This window comes from Thermasporomyces composti, from assembly GCF_003386795.1.
Classification (GTDB): Bacteria; Actinomycetota; Actinomycetes; order Propionibacteriales; family Actinopolymorphaceae; genus Thermasporomyces; species Thermasporomyces composti.
This window is the reverse complement of the sequence record NZ_QTUC01000001.1, coordinates 3,493,682-3,515,659: the sequence shown is the minus strand read 5'-3', so window position 1 is coordinate 3,515,659 and position 21,978 is coordinate 3,493,682. Positions and strand designations below refer to the sequence as shown.

The window sequence follows — 21,978 nt, the reverse complement described above, 5'->3', positions numbered from 1 at the left end:
CGGCGTCGATGACTCGACGGTTCAGCGCGCTCGTCGCCGGTCGGAGTCGGGTGTCGAGCCTTCCGTGGTGCCGGACGTCGGCGGCACACCGTCCGCCGTCGCGGCCGTGGCTCTGGCCCGCAGGGTGTGTCGGACCGACTCGATGTCCCGCGGACTCGTTCGAGACGCCAACCAGTACATGACGCCGGTCGGCACGAAGAACAGCTGGAACGCCGCGAGCCCGATCGCGTAGTTGAGCGGCGGCGGTATTCCGCCTTTCTCGAGGGTCCGGAACACCAACCCGACCACGCCGTTGCCCACCGAGCGGCCGACGCCGTTGGCGAGGTTCCCGAGGCTGTAGACGGTTCCCCGATGCTCCGGTGGGTTGACGTCAGCGAGCAAGGCGAACCAGTTCGGCGAGTTCGCCGAGGTGAGAGCGAGCGCGAGCAACGCGGCGAGGAAGCTCAGGCCCACCATGGGCTGGGTCACGAGGCTGGTGAGAGCGGCCGCGACGACGGCGCCGAGGCCGTCCGGCTCCCCGATGTCGATCGGCAGCGGCAGGAAGAACAGGACGACGTAGAACGGGATGCCACCGAGGATGCCGATCGACGCGACCAAGGCGCGGCCTCGCGGCGTGCGACGCTGCAGCCGGTCGCCCACGAGCCCGCCGAGGATCGACGTGATCCCGCCGAGCTGGAACAGCGTGGCGAACAGGCTGCCGACCACGATCGCGGTCTCCTCGGGGTAGCCCTGCTGCTCGGCCTTGGCCTGGAACAGCCGGGGCAGCCACACCAGGGAACCGAACACGAACTGGGCGGTGACGCCCTGGAGCACCAACCAGACGTTCGTCCGGCGGCGCAGGATGTCGGGCAGGTCCGAGCGGCTGATTCGATGGTCGTACTCCCCTCCGTGCTCGAAGACGGCCGCCAGCTCCGGCTCGCTCCGCCCGCGGGGGATGTCGTAGGTGAGGAGGTACGCCACCGTCGCGACGAGCCCGACGATCGCCAGCACGACGAAGGGCCGACGCCAGTCGCTGGCGCCGAGGAGGCCGGCGAGCAGCGTCCCCGCGAGCGTGCCGGCGCCCTGCGACAACCCCCAGAAGCTCATGACGAGGCCGCGCCGCTTGGGTGAGATCAGGTCACTGACGACCGAGAACCCCACCGAGGCCACTGCCCCCAGGCCGATCGCCGCGACGAGCTGCGCCCCGAAGAACGCGACGTAGGTGTCGGAGACCGCGGTGCCGGCCGTGCCGACCGCCCACACGAGCGTGCCGACCAGGAGCACCGGCTTACGACGGGTCCGGTCACCGACGTACGCCCATCCGACCGCCGCGATGGCGGCGACGAGGAAGGTGGCGGCGGTGACGAGGCCGAGCGCGCTCTCCGGCACCGCCAGGTCGCGGGCGATGGGCGCGTAGAGCGGCGGCACGAGCACCGCCGCGACGTTGTCGATCGACGCCAGGATGAGGAAGACGACCACGCTGTAGACGCGGTGCGCTGCGCTCCCGCGCAGCCGCGCGACCCCACCGGCGTCCCCGCTCACGTGGGACATCCAAGCAGACGACCACGACGCCCCAGGCACCACGACGCTCATCGGCGGAGGTCTCTAGAGTGAGCCTGGATGAACACCGACCGTGACGAGGCCTTCCCCGCGCTCCTGTCCGACCTGCTCGACGACGCGGCGGCGGTCCCGCCCTCCGACACGCCGCTCGCGGCGGCGGTCGTCGGCTACCGACGGCACCGCCAGCACCCACTGGGAGACGCCCTGCGCTGCGTTCTCTGCCCCGACTCCGGCCTGCCTGGGCTTCCCGCCGTCCTCGGTGAACAGCTCACTGACCAGGAGTCCCTTCCCCTCGGCCTCGTCGTCACGGGCGGTGCCGGCGCGATCCGGCCGGCGCTCACCTGGCTGGCGCGGACCGAGCGGCTCGCCGTGCGAGCTCTCCACCTGCGCCTGCGCGACGAGATCGACCTCGCCCGCAACGTGACCAGGGTCGCCCTCGCCCTCGACGACGTCGACACCCTCGACGACGTACCCGTGGCCGTCGAGGTGCCGTGGTTGGACGGCTGGCAGCGTGCGCTCGACGCGATCGCGGAGGCGGGGTACCTGGCGACGTTGCGGCTGGCGTCACCTGAGGAGTGTCTGCCGGAGCGTGACGTCGCGTCGTTCCTCCTCGGCTGTCTCGACCGCGAGGTGCCGTTCACGTGCGCCGGACTGGACGCGGCGATCCGCCGGGCCGGCCCCGGAGGTCGGGAACGGCACGGGATCCTCAACCTCCTGCTCGCCACGCGGGCCGCCCTCGACGGCGCCGGTCTCGACGACATCGCCCAGCTCGTAGCGGAGCGGGATACCGAGACGGTGGTGAGTCGGCTCCGACAGCTCGACCACGCCGCCGTCCGTTCGACTCGCCGCTGGGTTACCTCGTGTAGTTCCCCCCGCGTGTCCGAGACGCTCCGCGACCTCGTCGCGACCCGATTCGGGAAGGATTGACCTGTGGCAGCGAAAAGTTGGGTCCCGGTTCCGGACGGCTCGCCGTTCCCCGTCCAGAACCTTCCGTACTGCGTCTTCTCCTACGCCGGCGAAGATCCACGCGTCGGTGTCGCGATCGGTTCCTACGTGCTCGACCTCGCCCCGCTCGCGGCCAGTGAGTGGGCGGACTTCGCCAGCGTCTTCGCTGGGCCCTCGTTGAACCCGTTCATGGCTTTGGGTCGACGCGCGTGGCACGCCGTCCGCCACTGGCTGACCGAGCGCCTCACCGACGAGTCACACCGGGACCTGGTGGAGCCGCTGCTCATCCCGATGGACCAGGTACGGCTCCACATGCCGTTCACGGTGGCGGACTTCGTCGACTTCTTCGCCTCCGAGCACCACGCCACCAACATGGGCCGACTGATCCGGCCTGGCGAGCAGCCCTTGACGCCCAACTGGCGGCACCTCCCCATCGCCTACCACAGTCGGGCGGGCTCGGTCGCCGTGTCGGGAACGCCGGTCCGACGTCCGTCCGGTCAGTACCGCGTGCCCGGCCGGGCCGAACCGGTCTTCGGGCCCACTGAGCGCCTGGACTTCGAGGCCGAGGTCGGCTTCGTGATCGGCACGCCGACCACGCCCGGCCAGCGCCTCTCGGTCGACGACGCCCGGGACCACATCTTCGGCGTCGTGCTGGTCAACGACTGGTCGGCCCGGGACATCCAGGCCTGGGAGTACCGTCCCCTCGGGCCGTTCAACAGCAAGTCGTTCTTGACGTCCATCTCGCCGTGGGTGATTCCACTCGACGCCCTCGAGCCGGCGATGATCCCGCCACCCGCGCAAGACCCTGAGCCGCTGCCCTACCTCCGCGGCAGCCACGACTTCGGTCTCGACCTCAGCCTGCGTGTGGAGCTCAACGGAGAGGTGATCTCCCGCCCTCGCTACGCCCGGATGTACTGGACACCGGGCCAGATGCTGGCGCACCTCACCTCCTGTGGGGCGACGCTCCGGACCGGCGACCTGGTGGCGTCCGGAACGGTGTCCGGGCCCGACGCCACCGAGTGGGGCTGCCTCGCCGAGCTCACCGTCGACGGTACGGAACCGCTCAAGCTGGCAGGTGGGGCGACGCGCTCCTACCTGGAGGACGGCGACCAGGTGACGATCAGCGCGACAGCGCCGGTCGGTGACGGTCTCACGCTCGGGTTCGGTGAGGTCACCGGCAGGGTGGATCCGGCCTGACTCCCGTCCGGCCGAGTGCCGGCCTCATGGGGCGGCCTCGCTCGTGGTCGCCGACGCGGCGATCGCCTCGAGGACGGCCTCGGTGTCCGTGAGGTCGGGAAGCACGACCGCGGCTCCCGCCGCCACCAGCTCGTCCTGTCCGCTCCGGCCGGTCGCGACGGCCACCACACCGACGCCCGCGTCTCGGGCAGCCTGGACGTCGTGCGGGGTGTCGCCGATGGCCACCACGCGCTCGAACACCCGCCCATACCGAGCCTCGGCACGCTCTCGAGCACGGCGGACCAGGGCGGCTCGCACCCGGTCGTCCGACCCATAGCCGCCGACCTCGACGTCGAGGTGCTCGAGCAGGTCGAACGCGTCGAGCTTGACGATCGCGGTGGGCCGGATGTTGCCGGTCACCACCGTCTGGACCGCACCGGCACGGGCCAGGGCCTCGATCGCCTCCTTTCCGCCAGGCAGCCGGTGGCCTCGCTCGCGCATCCGCTCCCGGCTCGCCTCGGCCGCCCGAGCGAGCGCGGCGTAGAACAGCTCGAACCGCTCCTCGGGGAGCGCGACGCCGTTGATCGCCAGCGTGTCGGTGAGGATCGCCTTGTCCGTCCGGCCCGTCATGTCGGCGAAGGTCCGCAAGGGCTGGCCGGTCACCTCCTGGAACGCCCGCGCGTAGATCTCGCGGCTCACCTCGCCGACGTAGACCAGCGTCCGGTCGATATCCCACAGGACGAGGGTGGGTGGGGTCATGCGGGCGATCGTCTCACAGCGCGCCAGCGCCGCCGCCCGGCCGCCGGCCTCGTTCGCGGCGTCGTGGACGACGACCGCCACGCCGACACCTGCTCCGGCCGCCGCGGGCCAGGGATCTCGACCTCCGCCACACCCACCGCAGCCAGCCGCTCCGCGCGGAGTCGGCTCGACCAGACGTCGTCGAGCGGCGCCAGCCTTTGGCCGGTCGCCCACTCGAGCAGGAGGTCGGCGAGATCGGGGTTGCGGGCCAGCGCCGGGCCGTGAGCGTACGTACCGAGGAGCCGCCCGCTCCAGGCCCCCTCGGTCTCGCCGTCGTTGCCCACTCCCACCACCACGCGGGCGAGCGGCCGCGCCTGTGCGCCGAGGTGCGTGCGCCCACCGTGGTTCTCGAAGCCGCTGAGCATCGGCAGACCGAGTGTCGGGTCGACCTCGCCGGCCAACTCGCCCACGGCGCGGGAGGCGCCGCGGTCCGAGGACACGTCCAGCAGGTCGAGACCGGCGCACTCGCGTCCCTGTGCGACGAAGGACCGACCCAGGATCTGGTAGCCCGCACAGACGGCGAACACGACCGCGCCGCGGTCCACGGCTCGACGCAGTCCCCCGTCGGCGGCCAGGCGTCGTGCCGCCCGCGCCTGCGGCGCGTCCTCACCGCCGGCGAGGAGGTAGATGTCGCCCTGCGTCGGAACCGGCTGGTGGGAGCGCACCTCCACGGTCTGGACGGGGAGCCCTCGCTGCCCCGCGCGGTGCGCGAGGACGAGCAGGTTGCCACGGTCACCGTACGTCGACAGCAGGTCCGGATAGACCCACACGATGCGCAGCGCACTCTCAGTCCACACGGTCCAACTCCGCTCTGATCTGCTGGAAGGCGGTGTAGTTGGCGATGACCTCCAACCGCCGACCTCGCGTCGCCGCCACCCCGTCGGCGAAGGACGGCACGTGCGTGAACGGCACACCGTTGACCCCAAGCCGGACGCCGAGGTCGAAGGCGCGCTCGCCGGTGATGAGCACCGGCCGATCCCGCAGCGGTGAGAAGTCGACGTCGTAGAGCCAGGAGGTGTCGAAGCCGTCCGGAGCGCGAGCGTTGATGGACAGCAAGGTGGTCGTGGGATCGGCCATCTCGAACGCCTCCAGCCAGCCCGCCGGGTTCTTCGCGAGCAGCAGGCGGATGGCTCGCCCGTCCCGCTCCACCAGCGTGTAGCGGCCGGCGACGGACCGGATCTGGGCCAACCGGGGCACGGCGTCGGTCGGACGGACACCAAAGTGCGCGGCCACCGCGAGCGCGATCGCGGCGTTGGCGCGGTTGACCCGCCCGGGGAGTCGCAGCTCGATCCGGTGGCGAGCGCCGTCCGGCGCCACGACGGTGTCCCCGTCGAGCCTCCAGTGGGGCTCGGGTCGGCGCAGCCCACAGGTGACGCACTCCCACACCGCACCGCCCGGCGATCCCTCACGCCGGATCCCGCCACCGCACTCCGGGCAGACCCAGGAGTCGTCGAGCCAGCGCTGTCCCGCGGCCACCCAGCAGACGTCCTCCACGACGGACGCCGCCCACACCACCATGGGGTCGTCGGCGTTGGCGACCACGTGGACCCGCTGCTCGCGCAGCGTCTCGCGCCACAGCGCGGCCAGCAGCGCGACCTCTTTGGCACGGTCGAGCTGGTCGCGGCTGAGGTTGAGCAGCGCGATCACCCGCGGCTTGGTCGCGGCGGTCACGTGCGGCAGGTAGTGCTCGTCGACCTCGAGGACCGCATACGGCGTGGGTCCCGCCTGTGCCAGCGCCGAGACATGGCCGGCCGGCATGTTCGCGCCGAAGGTATTGCTGGCCACCGGCCCAAGGACGCCGAGCGCAGCCGCGGTGAGCCGCGTCGTCGTGGTCTTGCCGTTGGTCGCCGAGACCAGGACCACGTCTCGTCCGGCGGAAAGGGATGCCAGCAGGTCGGGGTCGAGTCGGAGCGCGACCCGACCTCCGATCACGGAGCCGTCGCCCCGACCCGTCGCACGGGACAAAGCCCCGATCCCCCGTGACAGCGAGGTGGCCACCCTGGCGCGCAGAGGTAGTCCCACGAGGTGAGACTAGGCCGGCGGAGGCGAGCGCGGGACCAGTTTCCGTCCCACCAAAATCCCGAGCAGGGTCGCTTCACCACAGCGCGGTCACGGACCGCGGAGCGGGCGAAGACGACACCGATGGGGGTGTGTCCGGCAGGGGCACCATGTCCTCCTTTCCGCCCGCCGACCGTCTGTCCCCCCACACAGGGGAAGTTTGCTCCTCATCAAGTGAGTCCGCCCTCGTACTCCGCCGTACTGGGTGTTCCCCGGTGGTGGTGTCGAGGCGAAGGACGCGACGCCCGAAGCAGCGCTCGTGAGCGAGATATGGCCGAGTTCCTGCGGGAGAACCCCCACCGACTCGACGACCTCCCTGATCCCAGGCCACTGATCTCAGGCCGCTAGTCTCAGGCTGGCCGCCGTCACTGACGACGCCGCTCTCACGAGACGGCGTGGAGCCGTGGCACGTCGGCCAAGAGACGACGGGTGTAGTCGTGCCGAGGACTGAAGATCACCTCGTCTACCGGTCCCTGCTCGACAAGCTTCCCTTGACACATGACGAGCACCCGGTCGCTCACGTAGCAGGCCTGACCGATGTCGTGGGTGATGAACAGGATCGTCATGTCGTAGGCCTGGCGCGCGTCCGTGAGCACGTTGAGGATGTTGGCGCGCAGGGACGCGTCCAACATGGACGTCGCCTCGTCGGCGACGAGGAGCCGGGGGCGCAACATGAGCGCCCGGGCGATCATCACTCGCTGCCGCTGACCACCGGACAGCTGGTGCGGCCACTTGTCGAGCACCTCCGCCGGGGTCAGGCCGACATGCTCCAACGCCTGCGCGATCAACGCCTCGCCGGCCTCGTCGGTGGTGGCGCCGGTCAGCCGCAGTGACCTGCGGAGCAGTCGACGCACGGTGAAGAACTGGTTGAAGGAGCTGAACGGGTCCTGGAAGACCGCTTGGACCTCCTGCCAGTAGGTCCGTAGCGCCTTCCCTCTCAGCCTCGTCACGTCCCTTCCGTCGAGGTGGATCGTTCCCGACGTCGGATCGAGCAGCCGGAGAACCATCCGCGCCAACGTCGACTTGCCACTGCCGCTCTCCCCCACGATCGTCACGACCTCTTGCCGCCCCAGCGTGAAGGACACGTCGTCGACCGCACGCACAGCTGTCTTGCCGTGCCCGAAGACCCGGGTCAGGTGGCGTGCCTCCAGCAGGGGTGCCGGCCGGCCGTCGACCTGGCGGTCGAGAACCTCTTCTTTCGATGCGGTCACGCCGTCACCTCCACGGTCTGGTCCGGATGGCGGCTGGCCCACCAGCACCGCGAGTACCGTCGCTCGTCACCCGCCCTCGGTGGCGCCTCCGTGCGGCAGGTCTCCGACGCCAGCGAGCACCTCGGGTGGAACCGACAACCTGACGGCGGGTTGAGCAAGCTCGGTGGCGAGCCGGGGATACCCGTGACGCGTCGCCGCCGAATCGCGGGCTCCGGCACGAGTACCGACGACAGCAACGCGGCGCTGTAGGGGTGGCGAGGCCGGTCGATCACCTCCCGGGTGGCGCCTACCTCCGCGATCTGCCCCGCGTACATGATGGCGATCCGGTCGGCGATGGTGTTGAGCACGGGCAGGTCGTGGGTGACGAAGATGACGCTGCCGATGATGTCGCGGGCGAGCATCTCCTTGAGCATCTCGATGAGGACGCGCTGGGACGACACGTCCAGCGCCGAGGTCGGCTCATCGGCGATGAGCAGGCGAGGGTCCAGCAACGCGGAGACGACCGTCACGACCCGCTGCTTCATCCCACCGCTCAGCTGGTGCGGGTAGCAGTCCAGGACGCGCCGAGGAAGGTCGAGCTGCTCGAGACGCTCGCGGGCGCGGTCGATCGCCTCGTCCCGCTTGGCCTTGGGCTGGTGGGCGCGGACGATGTCGACGACGAAGTCGCGGATGCGAACCGTCGGGTTCAGGGAGTTCATCGCTCCCTGCGGCAGCAGCGACACCACCTCGCCGCGCCAGGTACGGGGAGGGCTCGTGTCCGGCCCGAGGTCCAACCGTCGCCCCTCGACCTCCAGCTCGCCCGCTTGGACGAACAGCGGCGGACGCGCGGTGAGCGACAGGACCGCCGCCAAGGTCGACTTGCCACAGCCCGACTCCCCCGCGACACCGAGCACCTCGCCCTTGCGGACCTCCAACGACACGTCGTCGACGGCGACGACCTCGCCGGCATCGACGCTGTAGGCCGCGCGCAAGCCGCGGGCTCGCAGAAGCACCTCGCTCGTCGCGTCGCTCACCGCTCGCCACCTTCCTCGCCCCGCACGTCGAGGCCGACGCCGGTCTGCGGCCTGAGGCTCGCCAGGCCCGGCCGGCGACGGCCGCCACGCAACCGCGGGTTGAACACCTGGTCCAGGCTCGACTGCAGCATCAGCAGGGTGAACGCGATGAGCGTGAGCAGCACGGTCGGCGGCGCGAAAGCCCACCACGCGCCGGTCCGCAACGACTCACCCACGAGCGCCCAGTTGAGCATGATCCCCAGTGAGACGCTGTCGCTGGGCCCGAGACCCAGCAGTGACAGACCGGCCTCCGCCAGGATGGCGCTGGAGATCTGCAGGACGAACGCCATGCAGATGTACGACATCAGGTAGGGAAGCACATCCCACAGCAGGATGTTCCACGTCCCGGCACCGGACAGCCGGGCCACGTCGAGGTGCTCCCGGGTCCGCACGCTGCTCGTCTGCGCCCGCACCGCTCGCGCCGTCCAGGGCCAGCTCGTGATCGCGATCACCAGCGCCATCGTGACGATGGAGCGGAAGTCGAGCGCGACCGACAGCAGGATGAGGACGACGATCGCGGGAATCGCCAGGGCCACGTTCGTCACCCCCATGAGCGCCTCCTCGACCCGCCCGCCGTGGTATCCGGCGAGCAGGCCGACGACGACGCCGATCACGGTCGCGAACGCGCCCGCGACGAAGCCGATGACCAACGACGTCCGGGTGCCGAACATCAGGTTGGTGAAGATGTCATGGCCGAGGTCGTCGGTCCCGAGCCACGCTTGCGCCGACGGAGGGTCGTAAAGACCACCCACGCCTTCGCCGAGCTTGTCGCCGGCGACCATCGGGCCGAACACGCCGAACGCCACGACCACGCTGAAGACCGCCAACGAGATCCAGAACCGGGGGGTGAACCGAACCATCCGCATCAGCGCTCACCCGCCTGCGCGGCACGAATCCGCGGATCGACGAACCCGTACGCCACCTCGACGAGGAAGTTCGAGACGAGCACGGTGATGACGATGATCAACGTGATGGCCTGGATCACCGGGTAGTCGTTCTGGCTGATGGCGCTGAACAGCAGGTAGCCGATGCCCGGGTACGAGAAGACGATCTCGGTCACGAGCGCGCCGCCGACCAAGGTACCGATCGACAGCGCCAGACCGGTGAGCTGCGGCAGCATCGCGTTGCGGAAGATGTAGCGCACGATGCGGTTGTCCGGCAGACCGAGCGAGCGACCGTAGTTGACGTAGTCGGAGTTGAGCTCGTAGATCGCCATCGACCGCATGCCCACCGCCTGGCCGCCGACGAAGATCAGCACCAGTGAGAAGAACGGCAGCCAGTAGTGGCGGAGCACGTCGACGATGAAGGGGATGGACAGCTCCGGCGTCGTGCCGTACTCGTATCCACCACCCGGTGGCAGGATCGGCAGTGCCACGGCGAAGAGGTAGAGCAGGATGATCGCCAGGCAGTAGTACGGCATGCTCGACAAGAACAGCGAGCTGAGGAAGGCTCCGCGGTCGAACAGCCCACCCTTGAACGCCGCCAGCGCGCCGAGGGCGTTGCCGACCAGCCACCCGATGAGGATCGCCGGCAGTTGGAGACCGATGGTCCACGGCAACGCCTCGAGGATGAGGCTCTCGACCTTGGCCGGGTACGACGCGAACGACGTGCCGAGATCGAAGTGCGCGAGGTTCCCCAGGTAGGTGAGGAACTGCGACCACAGCGGCTGGTCGAGGCCGAACTGCTCGACGTAGTGCCGGTGGATCCGCTCCAGCGTCTCCGCCTGCGTGCCGGAGCGGCCGAGCTGCGCGACGATGGCGTCCACGGGGTTGCCTGGCACCAACCGAGGCAGCAGGAAGTTCAACCCCACCGCCACGACCATGGCGCCGAGGTACCACAGCGTCTTGCCGATGAGGTAACCGCGTAGCCGCATCGCACCCCCACTCGGACGTCACCGACCACTCGGCTAGTCCGACTCCGAGATCCGCCTGATCTGGTAGAGCCAGGTGACCCCGGCGCCTTGGAACATCGGTGGCGCGTAGGGGTTGTCGTCGCTGGGGAAGTTCGTCCAGTTGCTCTCGTGGAACTCGAAGAACTCCAGCGGCCGGTACATGAGCGGGATCATCGGGGCGTTCTTCATGAAGATCGTGTCGAGCTCGGTGTAGAGCGCGGGAAGCTCTGACTCGTCCGCCCCGGCGGCCTTGTCCAGCAACGCCGCGACGTTCGGGTCCTCGAATCGGCCGTAGTTCCAGAACGCCGGCTTCCCCGGCTCGGCCACGCCTCGATGGTCCAGCACGTCGCGGAACCGCTGCCACGGCGTCGCGGCGCTCGTCGCGGCGACGCTCCAGCACGCGAGGTCGAAGTCACCGGCCTGGACGGAGCTGGTGACGTTGGGCGCCTGCGGGAACTCCGTCCTGATGTCGAAGCCCACCGCCTTCGCGTTCGCCGCCACGATGCGCAGCGCCGCTTGCCAGTCCGTCCAGCCGGTCGGGGTCTGCGCGGTGTAGGGGCCGAGCCGCGTGCCGTCCGGCAAGACGTAGACGCCATCGCTCTCTTTCGTCGCGCCGACCTCCTCCTCAAGGATGCGGACCGCCTCGTCCGGGTCGTAGCGCCAGCCGTTGGCCTCGACGTTCTCCTTGTTGAAGTACTTCTCCTCCGCGCCGACCGGGAGGATCAGGCTCGAGTTGGCCGGCTCGGAGTAGCGCGACATGGCCTTGTCGGCGATGTCGGCGTAGTTGATGGAGAAGGCCAGCGCGCGCCGCACCAGCGGGTTGTCGAGGCCCTTTCGCAACGTGTTGATGACCAGCATCGGCATGCCGCCTGGGACGTGGTACGGCGGCTCCTTGTACCACGTCGAGACGGGAAGCTTCTTGTCCTCCCACATCTTCCAGATCTGCGGCGTGAACTGCTGCATGACGTCGACACCACCGCGCTCGAAGCGCAGGTCGCCGTCCTGGTTGCCTTTGAAGATGGGATGGACGATGTAGGTGGGCTTGGGCAGGCCACCCATGACCTGCTGGCCCCAGTAGTCGTCGAAGCGCTTGAGGCTGATCTGCTGCTGGTTGTAGGACTCCACCTGGTAGGGTCCCGACCCCACGGGATCGAGGTTCTCGTGCTCGCCCATGGGCTTGCCTTCGGCTTCCCGCGGCTCCCAGATGTGTCGGGGCAGGATGAACGTCGTCGCCAAGCTGTTCTTGACGAGGGCGGGGTTGTAGGGCTCACGTCCCAAGGTGACGGTCACCGTTCGGTCGTCCGTCGCCTCGACCTTCTCGACATAGTCCCAGAAGGACGCGTACGACAGCTCGGTGTGACGCTTGGCGAGCTCGAAGGTGAACACGACGTCGTGGGCGGTGAGCGGCTCGCCGTCCTGCCAGGCGGTGCCGTCCTGCAGCGGGATGACGAAGGTGTTCTCGTCGGGCGTCTGCAGCTCCTTACCGAGACCCGGCTGCAGGCTGCCGTCGAGAAGGTTGAAGCGAAGCAGGGTCTCGTAGACCAGCTGCATGGCGTTCTGGTTACACGGCCAGGCGGTGCTTTGTCCCAGGGGGTTGAAGTGCCGTGGTGGACCCCACTGGAAGCCGGCGATGAACAGGGTCTCCCCTTCCCGGCCGGATCGACCTTGCCGGCCGCCTCCGGCGCCTCCACCGCCACCACCTTGACCACAGCCGGCGAGGATGCCGCCCCACAGACCCGCGGTGCCGGCGAGGATCAACACCTGCCGTCGCGTCCGACGCGCACTGCCCATCCCTGCCATCCTGCGCCCCCTTCTCGCGCACACGACGACCAGTGCCGCTCACGTACGCCGTCTCGGGTGGATGAATGCTCCGCAGGTTAGCGCCGGAGGTGAAACTCGTACCAGACGCTAGAACGTCCGGAACCAGACGCTGGAACGTCCGGAACTCGCCGAGCTTCGGGCTTGATGACGTCGATCCCGACGGCCAGACTCGCCGTACCAGTCCCTGGAACATGCGATGACGCCGTGCGGAAGCCCGCGCGGGAGGCCGCGGCGCCCCGCGCGGGCACGGTGTTGTTCGCTCACGCCTCCAGCGACATGACCTTGCCGGGATTCAAGATCCCCGCCGGGTCGAAGACCCGCTTGAGCTCGCGATGGATGCGCAGGCCCACGTGGCCGAGCTCGCGCTCCAGCCAGTCGCGCTTGAGCAGTCCCACGCCGTGCTCGCCCGTGATCGTGCCACCGAGCGCGAGCCCGATGCGCATGATCTCGTCGAACGCCTGGCGCGCCCGACGCACCTGGTCTTCGTCGGTGGCGTCGAAGACCACGTTGGGATGCAGGTTCCCGTCGCCCGCGTGGCCGACCACGGGGATGGTCAAACCCAGGTCCGCCGCGACCTTCTCCACGCGCTGGACGAAGTCCGCGAGCCTGCTGACGGGAACGCACACGTCGTCGATGAGGCGGCTACCCAGCCGATCGATCGCGTAGTGCGCCTCGCGACGCGCGTTGAGCAACAGCTCGCCCTCCTGGGCGTCCTCGGCCTCGATCACGTCGAACCCGCCAGCGTCGGCGAAGTGCCGAGCGATCGTCGCGATCTCCGCTGCCGCCCGTTCCGGACCGGCGTCGGATTGCGCGATGAGCATCGCCGCCGCGTGGTCCGGCAACCCCATGCGGCGGTACTCGTTCGCCGCCCGCAGCGACGCCTGGTCCATGAACTCCAAGAGGCTCGGCACCAGGCCGCTCGCCACGACGCGGGCCACCGCCTCTCCCGCGGCGGCGACCGAAGGAAAGAGCGCCGCGACCGTTCGAGGCTCCTCCGCTGCTGGACGCAGGGCGAGAGTGGCTCGCGTGATGACCCCGAGGGTGCCCTCGGAACCGACGAAGAGCCGCGTGAGGTCGTAACCGGCCACACCTTTGGCGGTGCGCCGCCCGGTGTGCAGGATCTCCCCGTTGGCCAGGACGACCTCGAGCGCGCGCACGAAGTCCGCTGTGACGCCGTACTTCACGCAGCACAGTCCACCCGCGTTCGTGGCGATGTTGCCGCCGACCGTGGAGATCTCCCAGCTCGAGGGATCCGGTGGGTAGAAGAGCCCCTGCTCTGCCGCGGCTTTCGACAGCACCGCGTTCAGCACACCCGGCTCGACCACCGCGACCCGGTTCGCCGGGTCGATCTCGAGGATGCGGTCCATGCCGGCGAGCGACAACACGATGCACCCGTCGACAGCGTTCGCGCCGCCGGACAAACCGGTTCGTCCTCCTTGGGGGACCACGGGGACGCCGAGGTCGGAGGCGACCTTGAGGACGTGCTGAACGTGGGCGGTCTCGCGCGCCAGGACGGCGACGGCCGGCATCCCCGACGGGCAGAACGTCGCCATGTCGTGGCGGTAGGAGGCGAGGCGATCGGGGTCAGTCACGACGAGCGGTGCTGGGATCTGCGCGCGCAGCGCGTCGGCCAAGGCGTCGACCATGCGTCCACCGTACGAGGGAAGCCGCGCGCGATCACGAGGGCATAGCCTTGCCAGGACACGACGCTGGGACGTTCGGCTCCGTGCCAAGGTCATCCCGCTAGCGTCGGCCGACCAGGCGCTCCTTCATCTCCTCGTACGTCGCGGTGTCGATCTCGCCACTGGCGTACCGCCGGTTCAGGATCTCCTCCGCGCTCTCCCCACGGTCACCGCGCTTGGCGTCCTTCAAGCCCCCGGGTCCGACGAACTTGACCACGAGCCAGGCGATCAACGCGATGAGAGCGATCCAGAACAGCGGCACCAGGAACCAGCCAAACGCCAGGCCCCAGCCATATCCGTGCATGACCTGCTCCTCGGACTTGTGTCGCGCGCTCTTGTTCGACCGTAACCACCGAGGGCCCATGGGCGGCAGGGTCGTTCGCCCCGGACGCGACGACCGAGCGCCTCAGCGCGACGCGCCGCGCACGCGACCCTCTCGGCAGCCCGCACGGTTGCGCACCCGAGTGCAGGTTCACTCGACACGTCACGGCGTCAGAGGTTTCCTCGACGTGCCTGCTCCCTCTCGATCGCCTCGAACAAGGCCTTGAAGTTGCCCTTGCCGAACCCCAGCGAGCCATGGCGTTCGATCAGCTCGTAGAACACCGTCGGACGGTCACCGAGCGGCTTGGTGAAGATTTGCAGCAGGTAGCCGTCCTCGTCCCGGTCGACCAGGATCCCGCGCTTGCGCAGCTCGGCGATCGGCACCCGGACCTCACCGATCCGTTCCCGAAGATCGGGGTCGTCGTAGTACGACGTCGGTGTGTCCAAGAACTCCACGCCGCTGCCGCGCAGCACATCCACCGCCTGGACGATGTCGTTCGTGGCCAAGGCGATGTGCTGACAGCCCGGCCCTCCGTAGAACTCCAGGTACTCCTCGACCTGGCTCTTGTGCTTCCCCGGCGCGGGCTCGTTCAGCGGGAACTTCACCTTGTAGTTGCCGTTCGCGACGACCTTGCTCATGAGCGCGGAGTACTCCGTGGCGATGTCGTCGCCGATGAACTCGGCCATGTTCTGGAAACCCATGACCCGCTTGTAGAAGTCGACCCAATAGTCCATGCGGCCGAGCTCGACGTTGCCGACGCAGTGGTCGATCGCCTGGAACAGCCGTCTGGGCTGGCCCGGCGGCCGGATGACGCTCGTCTCCTTGGGGGTGTGACCGGGAAGGTACGGCCCGCGGTAGCGGGATCGGTCGACCAAGGTGTGGCGGGTGTCGCCGTACGTCGCGATCGCCGCGAGGCGGACGGTGCCGTACTCGTCGGTCTCGTCGTGCGGCTCCTCCAGGATCGTGGCGCCCTCACGACGGGCGTGCGCCACGCAGCGGTCGACGTCGGCCACCTCCAGGGCCAGGTCGAGGACACCGTCGCCGTGCGCGCGATGGTGGTCGGCCAGCGGACTGTCAGGTGCCGCCGCTCCCTGGAAGACGAAGCGTGCCGAGCCCGAGGTCAGCACGTACGACGTGCGGTCACGAACACCTGTGTCGGGGCCGGCGTAGGCCACCAGGTCCATCCCGTAGGCGAGCTGGTGAAACGCCGCCGCCTGGGTGGCGTTGCCGACGCAGAACACCACGGCGTCCATGCCGAGAACGGGGAACGGGTCGTTCATCCGGCCACCTCCAAACGTGCCTGGCGCCATCACGGCGGGCGGCGAGACCTTGCTGGCGAGGGTGGACCAGACCGAGCACGTTGTTCAACAGCTGGCGTCGGTGCCGTACAAATTGATCAGGTTGGCGCGTGTGTGGCCCGACACAATGCTCAATCTGTTCCCCTTCTCTCTACCCGGCGAGGGAGGTCGTCGTGCCCGTCGACGCACTCGACACCCGCATCGTCCAGCTGTTCCACGACGAGCCCAGGATCGGCGTCCTGGAGGCGTCGAGGCGGCTCGGCGTCGCCCGAGGCACCGTGCAGGCTCGCCTGGACCGGATGACCCGCACCGGGGTCATCGCCGGCTGGGGCCCGGAGCTGGACCCCGCCGCACTCGGCTACGACGTGACCGCGTTCGCCACCCTGGAGCTGCGACAAGGCGTCGGTCACGACGTGGTGGCCCGCCACCTCGCCGACATCCCTGAGGTGATCGAGGCGCACACGATCACGGGGTCGGCTGACATGCTGGTGCGGCTGGTGGCCCGGTCCAACGCGGACTTGCAGCGCGTGATCGACACCGTGCTCGCGCACGACGGCATCGTGCGGACGTCGACCGTCATCGCCCTCGCCACCCAGGTGCCACGCAGGATGTTGCCGTTGCTGGCGAAGGCGGCCCAGGAGGGGCGTGGTGCCCGCACGGCACCCCGTGACGTCACGGAAATCGGACCCTAGCGTCTGGCCGTCGCCCAGGCGCGGATGGTGTCGATGCGCGCCTGGAGCTGCTCGGCCGACGCCTGGATGGCCGGCGGTCCACCGCAGACTCGTCGCAACTCCGCGTGGATCGCGGCGTGCGGCTGTCCGGTCCGGTGGTGCCACGCGGCGACGAGACTGTTGAGCTCCCGGCGCAGCACGCCGAGCCGTTGGTACGTCGCGGTGTCGTCGGCCGACCGCTCCTCGGTCCGCCCGGGCGTCACCACCGGCGTCTCCGGGGTGGCGGTCGTACGCTTCCGCGCAGCTTCCTGAGCGGTGGCCTGACGACGCCGCCGAAGCAGCTCGGCCACCTGGTGGGGTTCGAGCAAGCCGGGGATCCCGAGGAACTCCCGCTCGTCCTCGCCGAGCTCACCACCGAACTCGTTGCCATCGAAGACGACCCGGTCGAACGTCGCCTCCGACTCGAGAGCCTGGAACCGCTGCTCGGGCATGTCCGGCGTGGACTCCGTGCGTTCGGCGCGGGCGAGGAGGGCGTCCTCGGGTGCGAAGGGATCCTCGGCGCTGACCGGCTTGCGCAGGGCGTGGTCGCGGACCACTTCCATCTCGGCGGCGTACCGCAGCAGCACCGGGATGGTCGGCAGGAACAGCGACGCGGTCTCGCCACGCCGCCTGGCGCGGACGAACCGGCCCACCGCCTGCGCGAAGAACAAGGGGGTCTGCGTCGCGGTCGCGTAGACGCCGACAGCCAACCGGGGGACGTCGACGCCCTCACTGACCATCTTGACCGCGACCATCCACCGGCTCTTGTCCGCCGCGAAGGTCGCAATGCGCTTGCTCGCGCTGGGCTCGTCGGACAACACGAGCGTCGGGCGCTCCCCGCTGATCTGTCGGAGGATCTTGGCGTAGGCGCGGGCCGACTCCTGGTCGGTCGCGATCACGAGACCACCCGCGTCGGGCACGTCACGACGCACCTCGGTCAGCCGCGTGTCGGCCGCCCGCAAGACCGCCGGAATCCAGTCGCCGGACGGGTCGAGCGCGGTCCGCCACGCCTGGGCGATCATGTCCTTGCTCAACGGCTCGCCGAGCCGGGCCGCCACCTCCTCGCCAGCGCTCGTTCGCCAGCGCATGTCGCCGGAGTAGGCGAGGAAGAGCACGGGACGCACCACGCCGTCGGCGAGCGCCTCGCCGTAGCCGTAGCTGTAGTCGGCGGCGCTTCGCGGCACCCCTTCCTCGTCCTCGACGTACGTGACGAACGGGATGGGGTTGGCATCGCTGCGGAACGGTGTCCCCGTCAGACACAAGCGTCGCGTCGCCGGCTCGAACGCCTCGCGGACGGCCTCACCCCAGGTGAGCGAGTCGCCCGCGTGGTGGATCTCGTCGAGGATGACGAAGGTCTTGAACCGCTCGCAGCGCACGCGCAGGGCCAGGGTGGACGCCGCCACTCCCGCGTACGTCACCGCGACGCCGTCGAAGTCCCGGCTGGTCCGACCTTTGCGGCCGGAGAACGTCGGATCGAGCGCGATCCCTCCGCGGTGCGCCGCCTCCGCCCACTGCCGCTTGAGGTGCTCCGTCGGGGTGACCACGATCACTCGTTCCACCACTCGACGGGCGAGCAGGTGCGCCGCCACCGTGAGCGCGAACGTGGTCTTCCCGGCTCCCGGCGTCGCCACCGCGAGGAAGTCGCGCGGCTTCGCGGCCAGATAGCGTTCGAGCGCCTCCCGCTGCCAGGCGCGCAACGGACCCCACGGGCTCTCCTGCTCATCAGACACACGCGTCGACGCGGGCGTACTCACACACGTCCTTCCGCTCGATGAGGGTGTCGGCAGTCGACGAAACTGACAGGCCGCACAGCGTGGGCCGCACCGACCGCAGCTCGGCGGCCGGGAGACTGACCCTAGCCTGAGGGCGTCGCGACACGTGGTCGACCCACGGCCTCGCGTCGGATTCCGCTCGTGACCCTCGTCACGGACGCGCGACCTCCCGCCTGGCCGTGAGGGATCCCGACCGAGACGACTCACGCGCCGGAGAGGAGTCCCGTGGGCGTCGAGTCGCGCGGGCGCCGAGTCGTGTGGGAACCGCGTCGCAGGGGCCGACTCCGCCGGTCCTCTCAGCACAGTGTCAGGTCCCGCGGGCGTGTCCAGGCCGGGGTTCGCCGACCCACGGACAACTCGTCTCCGCGTTCGTGGCACTTGACTAATCCGTAACTGTTCAGCAACGGAGAGTGGGGAATATCGAGCACAGACACCGACACGGGCGCGCCCACGAAGGGCGGGGAACAGCGAGGGAGCAGCCATGGCGGACGAGGCCGCGTCCACACCCAACGCGACGGTGACTGCGAGCGGGTTGTTCGACACCGCTCGGCGGTTTGTCGGACACGTCGTCGCGCGGGTGCCCGTCTTCGACGGTGGCGCGGCGCAGCGCAACGCGTGGGAAGCCGTCTGCGCGGACCTGCAGCGACGCGCGCAGTGGAACGACATCGTCGACTTCACGGTGAGCGCGACCCGACGACCCGCGCGTCGTCGTACCGCCGCCGCGTCTTCCCGGACCACCACCTCGCGGACCTCGACCACGGAGACCGCCACGACCAGACAACGGCGCAGTCGCGTCCAGTCCTGAGCCGTGGACCCGCTGACCGGGGCGCCGCGGCACCGTGTCCTACGGGGTCGTCCCGCAGCGCCCTACGGCGTCGTCCCACAGCGTCGCGGCCGCCCTCGGGGCCTCGTCACGCCGGTCGCCGTCAGACGGTCGCGGAGTCGCCTCACGGGTTCTCGTCGCCGTCGCCACCCGGTGGCATGCCCTCCCAGATCTCCTTGCATTCCGGGCACACCGGGTACTTCTCGGGGTCACGACTGGGCACCCACACCTTGCCGCACAGCGCGACGACGGGCGTGCCGTTGACCATCGCGTCGACGAGCTTGTCCTTGGGCACGTAGTGCGAGAACCGCTCGTGGTCGCCGTCGTTGCCGTGCGACGGAACGGTGCGGGTCTCTTCGATCGTGCGTGCACCGGGGCTCAGCTGGGTACTCACGTCGGCCAGTCTAAGACGTGTCCGGTTTTCCACCGTCCCGGTTCATCCCGGGATTCTCAGTTCATCGTGGGGTCGTCCGGGAAGGTCGCGACGAGCGCGAGCTCACTGCGCTGCCGACGGAGGACCCGTCGCCACAGGCCCGCGGGATCGAGCGTGAACGGATCATCCGGCTCGGCCTCGAGGACGTACCAGCCGCCCTCTTTGATCTCCATCTCCAGCTGGCCAGGACCCCATCCGGCGTAGCCGGCGAACACGCGCAACCGGCCCAAACCACCCTCGAGAAGCTGCGGCGGCGCGTCGAGATCGACAAGGCCCAGACGCCCGTAGAGCCGCCGCCAACCCAGAGGCTCAATCTCCGGGTCGGCCACCTCGGCGAGTGCCAAGGCAGCGTCGGTCGCGACCGGACCGCCCTGGAAGAGCACCTCGGGCTGGCTGACCATGGAGTTCCAGCCGCCGAGGACAGACATCACCGGGACGCCCGTGGGCCGGTTGATCACGACCCCCAGCGCGCCGTCCTGGTCGTGGTCGAGCAGCAGGACGACGGTCCGGGTGAAGTTGGGATCACGCAGCAAGGGCGTTGCCACGAGAAGCTGCCCGGTCAAGGAGGCCACGGCCATACGTCCAATGATTCCGCGTGAGCGCTCAGGCACGAAGCGCCCGTCGATCGTGGCGTCGTCGCTCCCCCACCCCGGTGACCCGAGCCAGGAGGGCACCGACCGCCACGCCGACGAGGTCCGCTACCGCGTCGTAGACGTCTCCCGATCGGTCGTCCAACACAGTCGCCTGGATGACCTCGCTGCTCACCGCGTGGAGCACGAGGACGCCCAGCAACGGCCGAACCGGCAGGCCGACACCGCGCCCCGTCCACGCGACGGCCGCGAAGATCACCAGGTGACCAACTTTATCGGCGTGGGGGATCGACAGGTCCGACGTCGTCGGCTGGCTCGGCGCGTAGACCGCGACCAGGTTGACCAGGCACGCGGCGACGAACGCCGCCCACCACACGAGTCGCACTGCCCTGCCGCGCGTCACTCGCGCGGTTCCTGCACGGCGGATCGCACCGCGGCGGCCACGGCCTGATGAACGTCGGGGTGGAACACGCTGGGAATGATGTAGTTGGCGTTGAGCTCCTCGTCGGAGACCACGCCCGCGATCGCTCGAGCGGCGGCCAGCAGCGTCTTCTCCTCGACGTGGTGGCTCTGGGCGTCGAGCAGCCCTCGGAAGACACCTGGGAACGCCAGCACGTTGTTGATCTGGTTGGGGAAGTCGCTCCGGCCGGTGGCCACCACCGTGGCGTGCTCCCGAGCCTCCATCGGGTCCACCTCGGGCTCGGGGTTGGCGAGCGCGAACACGATGGAGCCCTCGTTCATGGTGGCGATGTCGGCGCCGGTGAGGATGTTCGGTGCCGAGACGCCGATGAAGACATCAGCACCGGCGAGCGCACCGCGAAGGTCTCCGCGGTAGTCGGCGCCATTGGTGCGCTCGGCGATCCACCGCAGGTCCGGGGACAGACCCGGGCGGGACGCGTGGATCACGCCCTCGATGTCGGCCACCAGCACGTCCTTCGCGCCGGCCGCCAGCAGCAGCCGCAGGATCGCGCTGCCGGCCGCCCCCGCGCCCGACATGACGATCCGCACGTGCGGCAGGTCCTTGCCCACGAAGCGCAACGCATTGGTGAGCGCCGCAAGCACGACGATGGCCGTGCCGTGCTGGTCGTCGTGGAAGACCGGGATGTCGAGCAGGTCACGCAGCTTGCGCTCGACCTCGAAGCAGCGCGGCGCGGAGATGTCCTCGAGGTTGATCCCCGCGAACCCGGGGGCGATTGCACGCACCACCTCGACGATCGTGTCGACGTCCTGGGTGTCGAGGCAGATCGGCCAGGCGTCGATCCCGGCGAACCGCTTGAACAGGGCGGCCTTGCCCTCCATGACCGGCAGCGCCGCGTACGGGCCCACGTTGCCCAGCCCGAGTACCGCCGACCCGTCGCTCACCACCGCGACGGTGTTGCGCTTGATGGTGAGCCGCCGGGCGTCCTCCGGGTTCTGCGCGATCGCTTGGGACACCCGACCGACGCCGGGGGTGTAGATCATCGACAGGTCGTCGCGGTTGCGGATGGGGTGCTTGGACTGCATCTCGATCTTGCCGCCGAGATGCATGAGGAAGGTCCGGTCGGAGACCTTGTGGATCGTCACACCCGGAACCGCTCGGAGCACCTCGACCAGATGGCCCGCGTGCGCAGTGTCGGTGGCCGCGCAGGTGACGTCGATCCGTAGCCGCTCGTGTCCAGAGGCGGTCACGTCGAGGGCGGTCACCGAGCCGCCCGCGTGCTCCACCGCCGCCGTGAGCTCACTGACCGCTCGACCCCCGGCGGGCACCTCCAGCCGCACGGTGATCGAGTAGGAGATGCTGGGCACCGAGACCACGGGCGTCCTCCCGGCTTCATCAAGGATGTGTCTTCCGATCGTCTCACCTTCCGGACAGAGTGT

General features: G+C 69.5%; 20 protein-coding genes and 1 pseudogene. 4 read left to right on the top strand and 17 right to left on the bottom strand.

Features of this window, described 5'->3' with window-relative positions:
* Positions 1-21: 21 nt before the first annotated feature.
* Positions 22-1,521: an MFS transporter gene (locus tag DFJ64_RS15235; RefSeq protein ID WP_245941158.1), complete on the bottom strand. Its 1,500-nt coding sequence runs from the start codon at positions 1,519-1,521 to the stop codon at positions 22-24.
* Between the two features lie 78 nt (positions 1,522-1,599).
* Between DFJ64_RS15235 and DFJ64_RS15230 the strand changes: the two genes are divergently transcribed.
* Both DFJ64_RS15230 and fahA read left to right on the top strand, forming a co-directional pair.
* Positions 1,600-2,466, top strand: coding sequence for a hypothetical protein (locus DFJ64_RS15230; protein ID WP_115851057.1), 867 nt, complete (start codon positions 1,600-1,602; stop codon positions 2,464-2,466).
* A gap of 3 nt (positions 2,467-2,469) precedes the next feature.
* Entirely contained in the window at positions 2,470-3,681 is a 1,212-nt protein-coding gene (fahA, locus tag DFJ64_RS15225; protein WP_115851056.1) for a fumarylacetoacetase, read from the top strand.
* A 24-nt stretch (positions 3,682-3,705) separates the two neighbouring features.
* Here fahA and DFJ64_RS15220 read toward each other — a convergent pair whose 3' ends face one another.
* The 11 genes and pseudogenes from DFJ64_RS15220 to hppD all read right to left on the bottom strand — a co-directional run bounded on the left by DFJ64_RS15220 (position 3,706) and on the right by hppD (position 15,775).
* Positions 3,706-4,419 carry an HAD family hydrolase gene (locus tag DFJ64_RS15220; RefSeq protein WP_115851055.1) on the bottom strand — a complete coding sequence of 238 codons (714 nt, stop codon included), beginning with the start codon at positions 4,417-4,419 and terminating at the stop codon, positions 3,706-3,708.
* Positions 4,420-4,553: 134 nt separating this feature from the next.
* Positions 4,554-5,255 (bottom strand): annotated as a pseudogene (locus DFJ64_RS15215) (type 1 glutamine amidotransferase); the annotation flags it as partial.
* A complete protein-coding gene (locus tag DFJ64_RS15210; protein WP_245941157.1) occupies positions 5,245-6,480 on the bottom strand; it encodes a MurT ligase domain-containing protein in 1,236 nt (411 codons plus the stop codon). The gene DFJ64_RS15210 and the pseudogene DFJ64_RS15215, both read right to left, overlap by 11 nt.
* Positions 6,481-6,899: 419 nt before the next feature.
* A complete protein-coding gene (locus DFJ64_RS15205; protein WP_115852130.1) occupies positions 6,900-7,727 on the bottom strand; it encodes an ABC transporter ATP-binding protein in 828 nt (275 codons plus the stop codon).
* Entirely contained in the window at positions 7,724-8,740 is a 1,017-nt protein-coding gene (locus tag DFJ64_RS15200) for an ABC transporter ATP-binding protein (RefSeq protein WP_115851053.1), read from the bottom strand. The genes DFJ64_RS15205 and DFJ64_RS15200 overlap by 4 nt, the downstream gene beginning before the upstream one ends.
* Positions 8,737-9,645: an ABC transporter permease gene (locus DFJ64_RS15195; RefSeq protein WP_115851052.1), complete on the bottom strand. Its 909-nt coding sequence runs from the start codon at positions 9,643-9,645 to the stop codon at positions 8,737-8,739. The genes DFJ64_RS15200 and DFJ64_RS15195 overlap by 4 nt, the downstream gene beginning before the upstream one ends.
* The gene (locus DFJ64_RS15190; RefSeq protein WP_115851051.1) at positions 9,645-10,652 is read right to left on the bottom strand and encodes an ABC transporter permease; all 1,008 of its coding nucleotides are present in this window, start codon (positions 10,650-10,652) and stop codon (positions 9,645-9,647) included. The genes DFJ64_RS15195 and DFJ64_RS15190 overlap by 1 nt, the downstream gene beginning before the upstream one ends.
* A 33-nt stretch (positions 10,653-10,685) precedes the next feature.
* Positions 10,686-12,461: an ABC transporter substrate-binding protein gene (locus DFJ64_RS15185; RefSeq protein WP_245941156.1), complete on the bottom strand. Its 1,776-nt coding sequence runs from the start codon at positions 12,459-12,461 to the stop codon at positions 10,686-10,688.
* Between the two features lie 290 nt (positions 12,462-12,751).
* Complete coding sequence (locus tag DFJ64_RS15180) at positions 12,752-14,137, bottom strand: FAD-binding oxidoreductase (RefSeq protein ID WP_115851050.1); 1,386 nt, start codon at positions 14,135-14,137, stop codon at positions 12,752-12,754.
* Between the two features lie 97 nt (positions 14,138-14,234).
* A complete protein-coding gene (locus DFJ64_RS15175) occupies positions 14,235-14,477 on the bottom strand; it encodes an SHOCT domain-containing protein (RefSeq protein ID WP_115852128.1) in 243 nt (80 codons plus the stop codon).
* A gap of 188 nt (positions 14,478-14,665) precedes the next feature.
* A complete protein-coding gene (gene hppD / locus DFJ64_RS15170; protein WP_245941155.1) occupies positions 14,666-15,775 on the bottom strand; it encodes a 4-hydroxyphenylpyruvate dioxygenase in 1,110 nt (369 codons plus the stop codon).
* Between the two features lie 191 nt (positions 15,776-15,966).
* On the opposite strand from hppD, the gene DFJ64_RS15165 reads away from it, so the two are divergent.
* The gene (locus DFJ64_RS15165; protein WP_115851048.1) at positions 15,967-16,485 is read left to right on the top strand and encodes an Lrp/AsnC family transcriptional regulator; all 519 of its coding nucleotides are present in this window, start codon (positions 15,967-15,969) and stop codon (positions 16,483-16,485) included.
* On the opposite strand, the gene DFJ64_RS15160 is transcribed toward DFJ64_RS15165, so the two are convergent.
* On the bottom strand, positions 16,482-18,233 hold the full coding sequence (locus tag DFJ64_RS15160; protein WP_245941154.1) for a DEAD/DEAH box helicase: 1,752 nt from the start codon (positions 18,231-18,233) through the stop codon (positions 16,482-16,484). The two genes, DFJ64_RS15165 and DFJ64_RS15160, sit on opposite strands and share 4 nt — an antisense overlap.
* Before the next feature lie 523 nt (positions 18,234-18,756).
* Here DFJ64_RS15160 and DFJ64_RS15155 point away from each other — a divergent pair.
* Positions 18,757-19,080 (top strand): hypothetical protein, encoded by a 324-nt coding sequence (locus DFJ64_RS15155; RefSeq protein WP_115851046.1) that lies wholly within the window; start codon positions 18,757-18,759, stop codon positions 19,078-19,080.
* 142 nt (positions 19,081-19,222) lie between these two features.
* Here the strand turns inward: DFJ64_RS15155 and DFJ64_RS15150 are convergent, their stop codons facing one another.
* The 4 genes from DFJ64_RS15150 to DFJ64_RS15135 are packed head-to-tail and all read right to left on the bottom strand — an operon-like array spanning position 19,223 to position 21,915.
* Entirely contained in the window at positions 19,223-19,492 is a 270-nt protein-coding gene (locus DFJ64_RS15150) for a DUF3039 domain-containing protein (RefSeq protein WP_115851045.1), read from the bottom strand.
* Positions 19,493-19,548: 56 nt separating this feature from the next.
* Complete coding sequence (locus DFJ64_RS15145; RefSeq protein WP_115851044.1) at positions 19,549-20,109, bottom strand: YqgE/AlgH family protein; 561 nt, start codon at positions 20,107-20,109, stop codon at positions 19,549-19,551.
* Positions 20,110-20,134: 25 nt separating this feature from the next.
* Complete coding sequence (locus DFJ64_RS15140) at positions 20,135-20,524, bottom strand: VanZ family protein (RefSeq protein ID WP_245941153.1); 390 nt, start codon at positions 20,522-20,524, stop codon at positions 20,135-20,137.
* Positions 20,521-21,915, bottom strand: a complete 1,395-nt coding sequence (locus tag DFJ64_RS15135; RefSeq protein ID WP_115851043.1) for an NAD-dependent malic enzyme — start codon at positions 21,913-21,915, stop codon at positions 20,521-20,523. The genes DFJ64_RS15140 and DFJ64_RS15135 overlap by 4 nt, the downstream gene beginning before the upstream one ends.
* Positions 21,916-21,978 lie beyond the last annotated feature (63 nt).

Coding starts and splice junctions, on each gene's coding strand:
- DFJ64_RS15195 (WP_115851052.1), bottom strand. CDS start 9,645: ATGCGGATGGTTCGGTTCACCCCCCGGTTCTGGATCTCGTTGGCGGTC.
- DFJ64_RS15185 (WP_245941156.1), bottom strand. CDS start 12,461: ATGGGCAGTGCGCGTCGGACGCGACGGCAGGTGTTGATCCTCGCCGGC.
- hppD (WP_245941155.1), bottom strand. CDS start 15,775: ATGAACGACCCGTTCCCCGTTCTCGGCATGGACGCCGTGGTGTTCTGC.
- DFJ64_RS15155 (WP_115851046.1), top strand. CDS start 18,757: ATGGCGGACGAGGCCGCGTCCACACCCAACGCGACGGTGACTGCGAGC.
- DFJ64_RS15190 (WP_115851051.1), bottom strand. CDS start 10,652: ATGCGGCTACGCGGTTACCTCATCGGCAAGACGCTGTGGTACCTCGGC.
- DFJ64_RS15180 (WP_115851050.1), bottom strand. CDS start 14,137: ATGGTCGACGCCTTGGCCGACGCGCTGCGCGCGCAGATCCCAGCACCG.
- DFJ64_RS15230 (WP_115851057.1), top strand. CDS start 1,600: ATGAACACCGACCGTGACGAGGCCTTCCCCGCGCTCCTGTCCGACCTG.
- DFJ64_RS15145 (WP_115851044.1), bottom strand. CDS start 20,109: ATGGCCGTGGCCTCCTTGACCGGGCAGCTTCTCGTGGCAACGCCCTTG.
- DFJ64_RS15175 (WP_115852128.1), bottom strand. CDS start 14,477: ATGCACGGATATGGCTGGGGCCTGGCGTTTGGCTGGTTCCTGGTGCCG.
- DFJ64_RS15220 (WP_115851055.1), bottom strand. CDS start 4,419: ATGACCCCACCCACCCTCGTCCTGTGGGATATCGACCGGACGCTGGTC.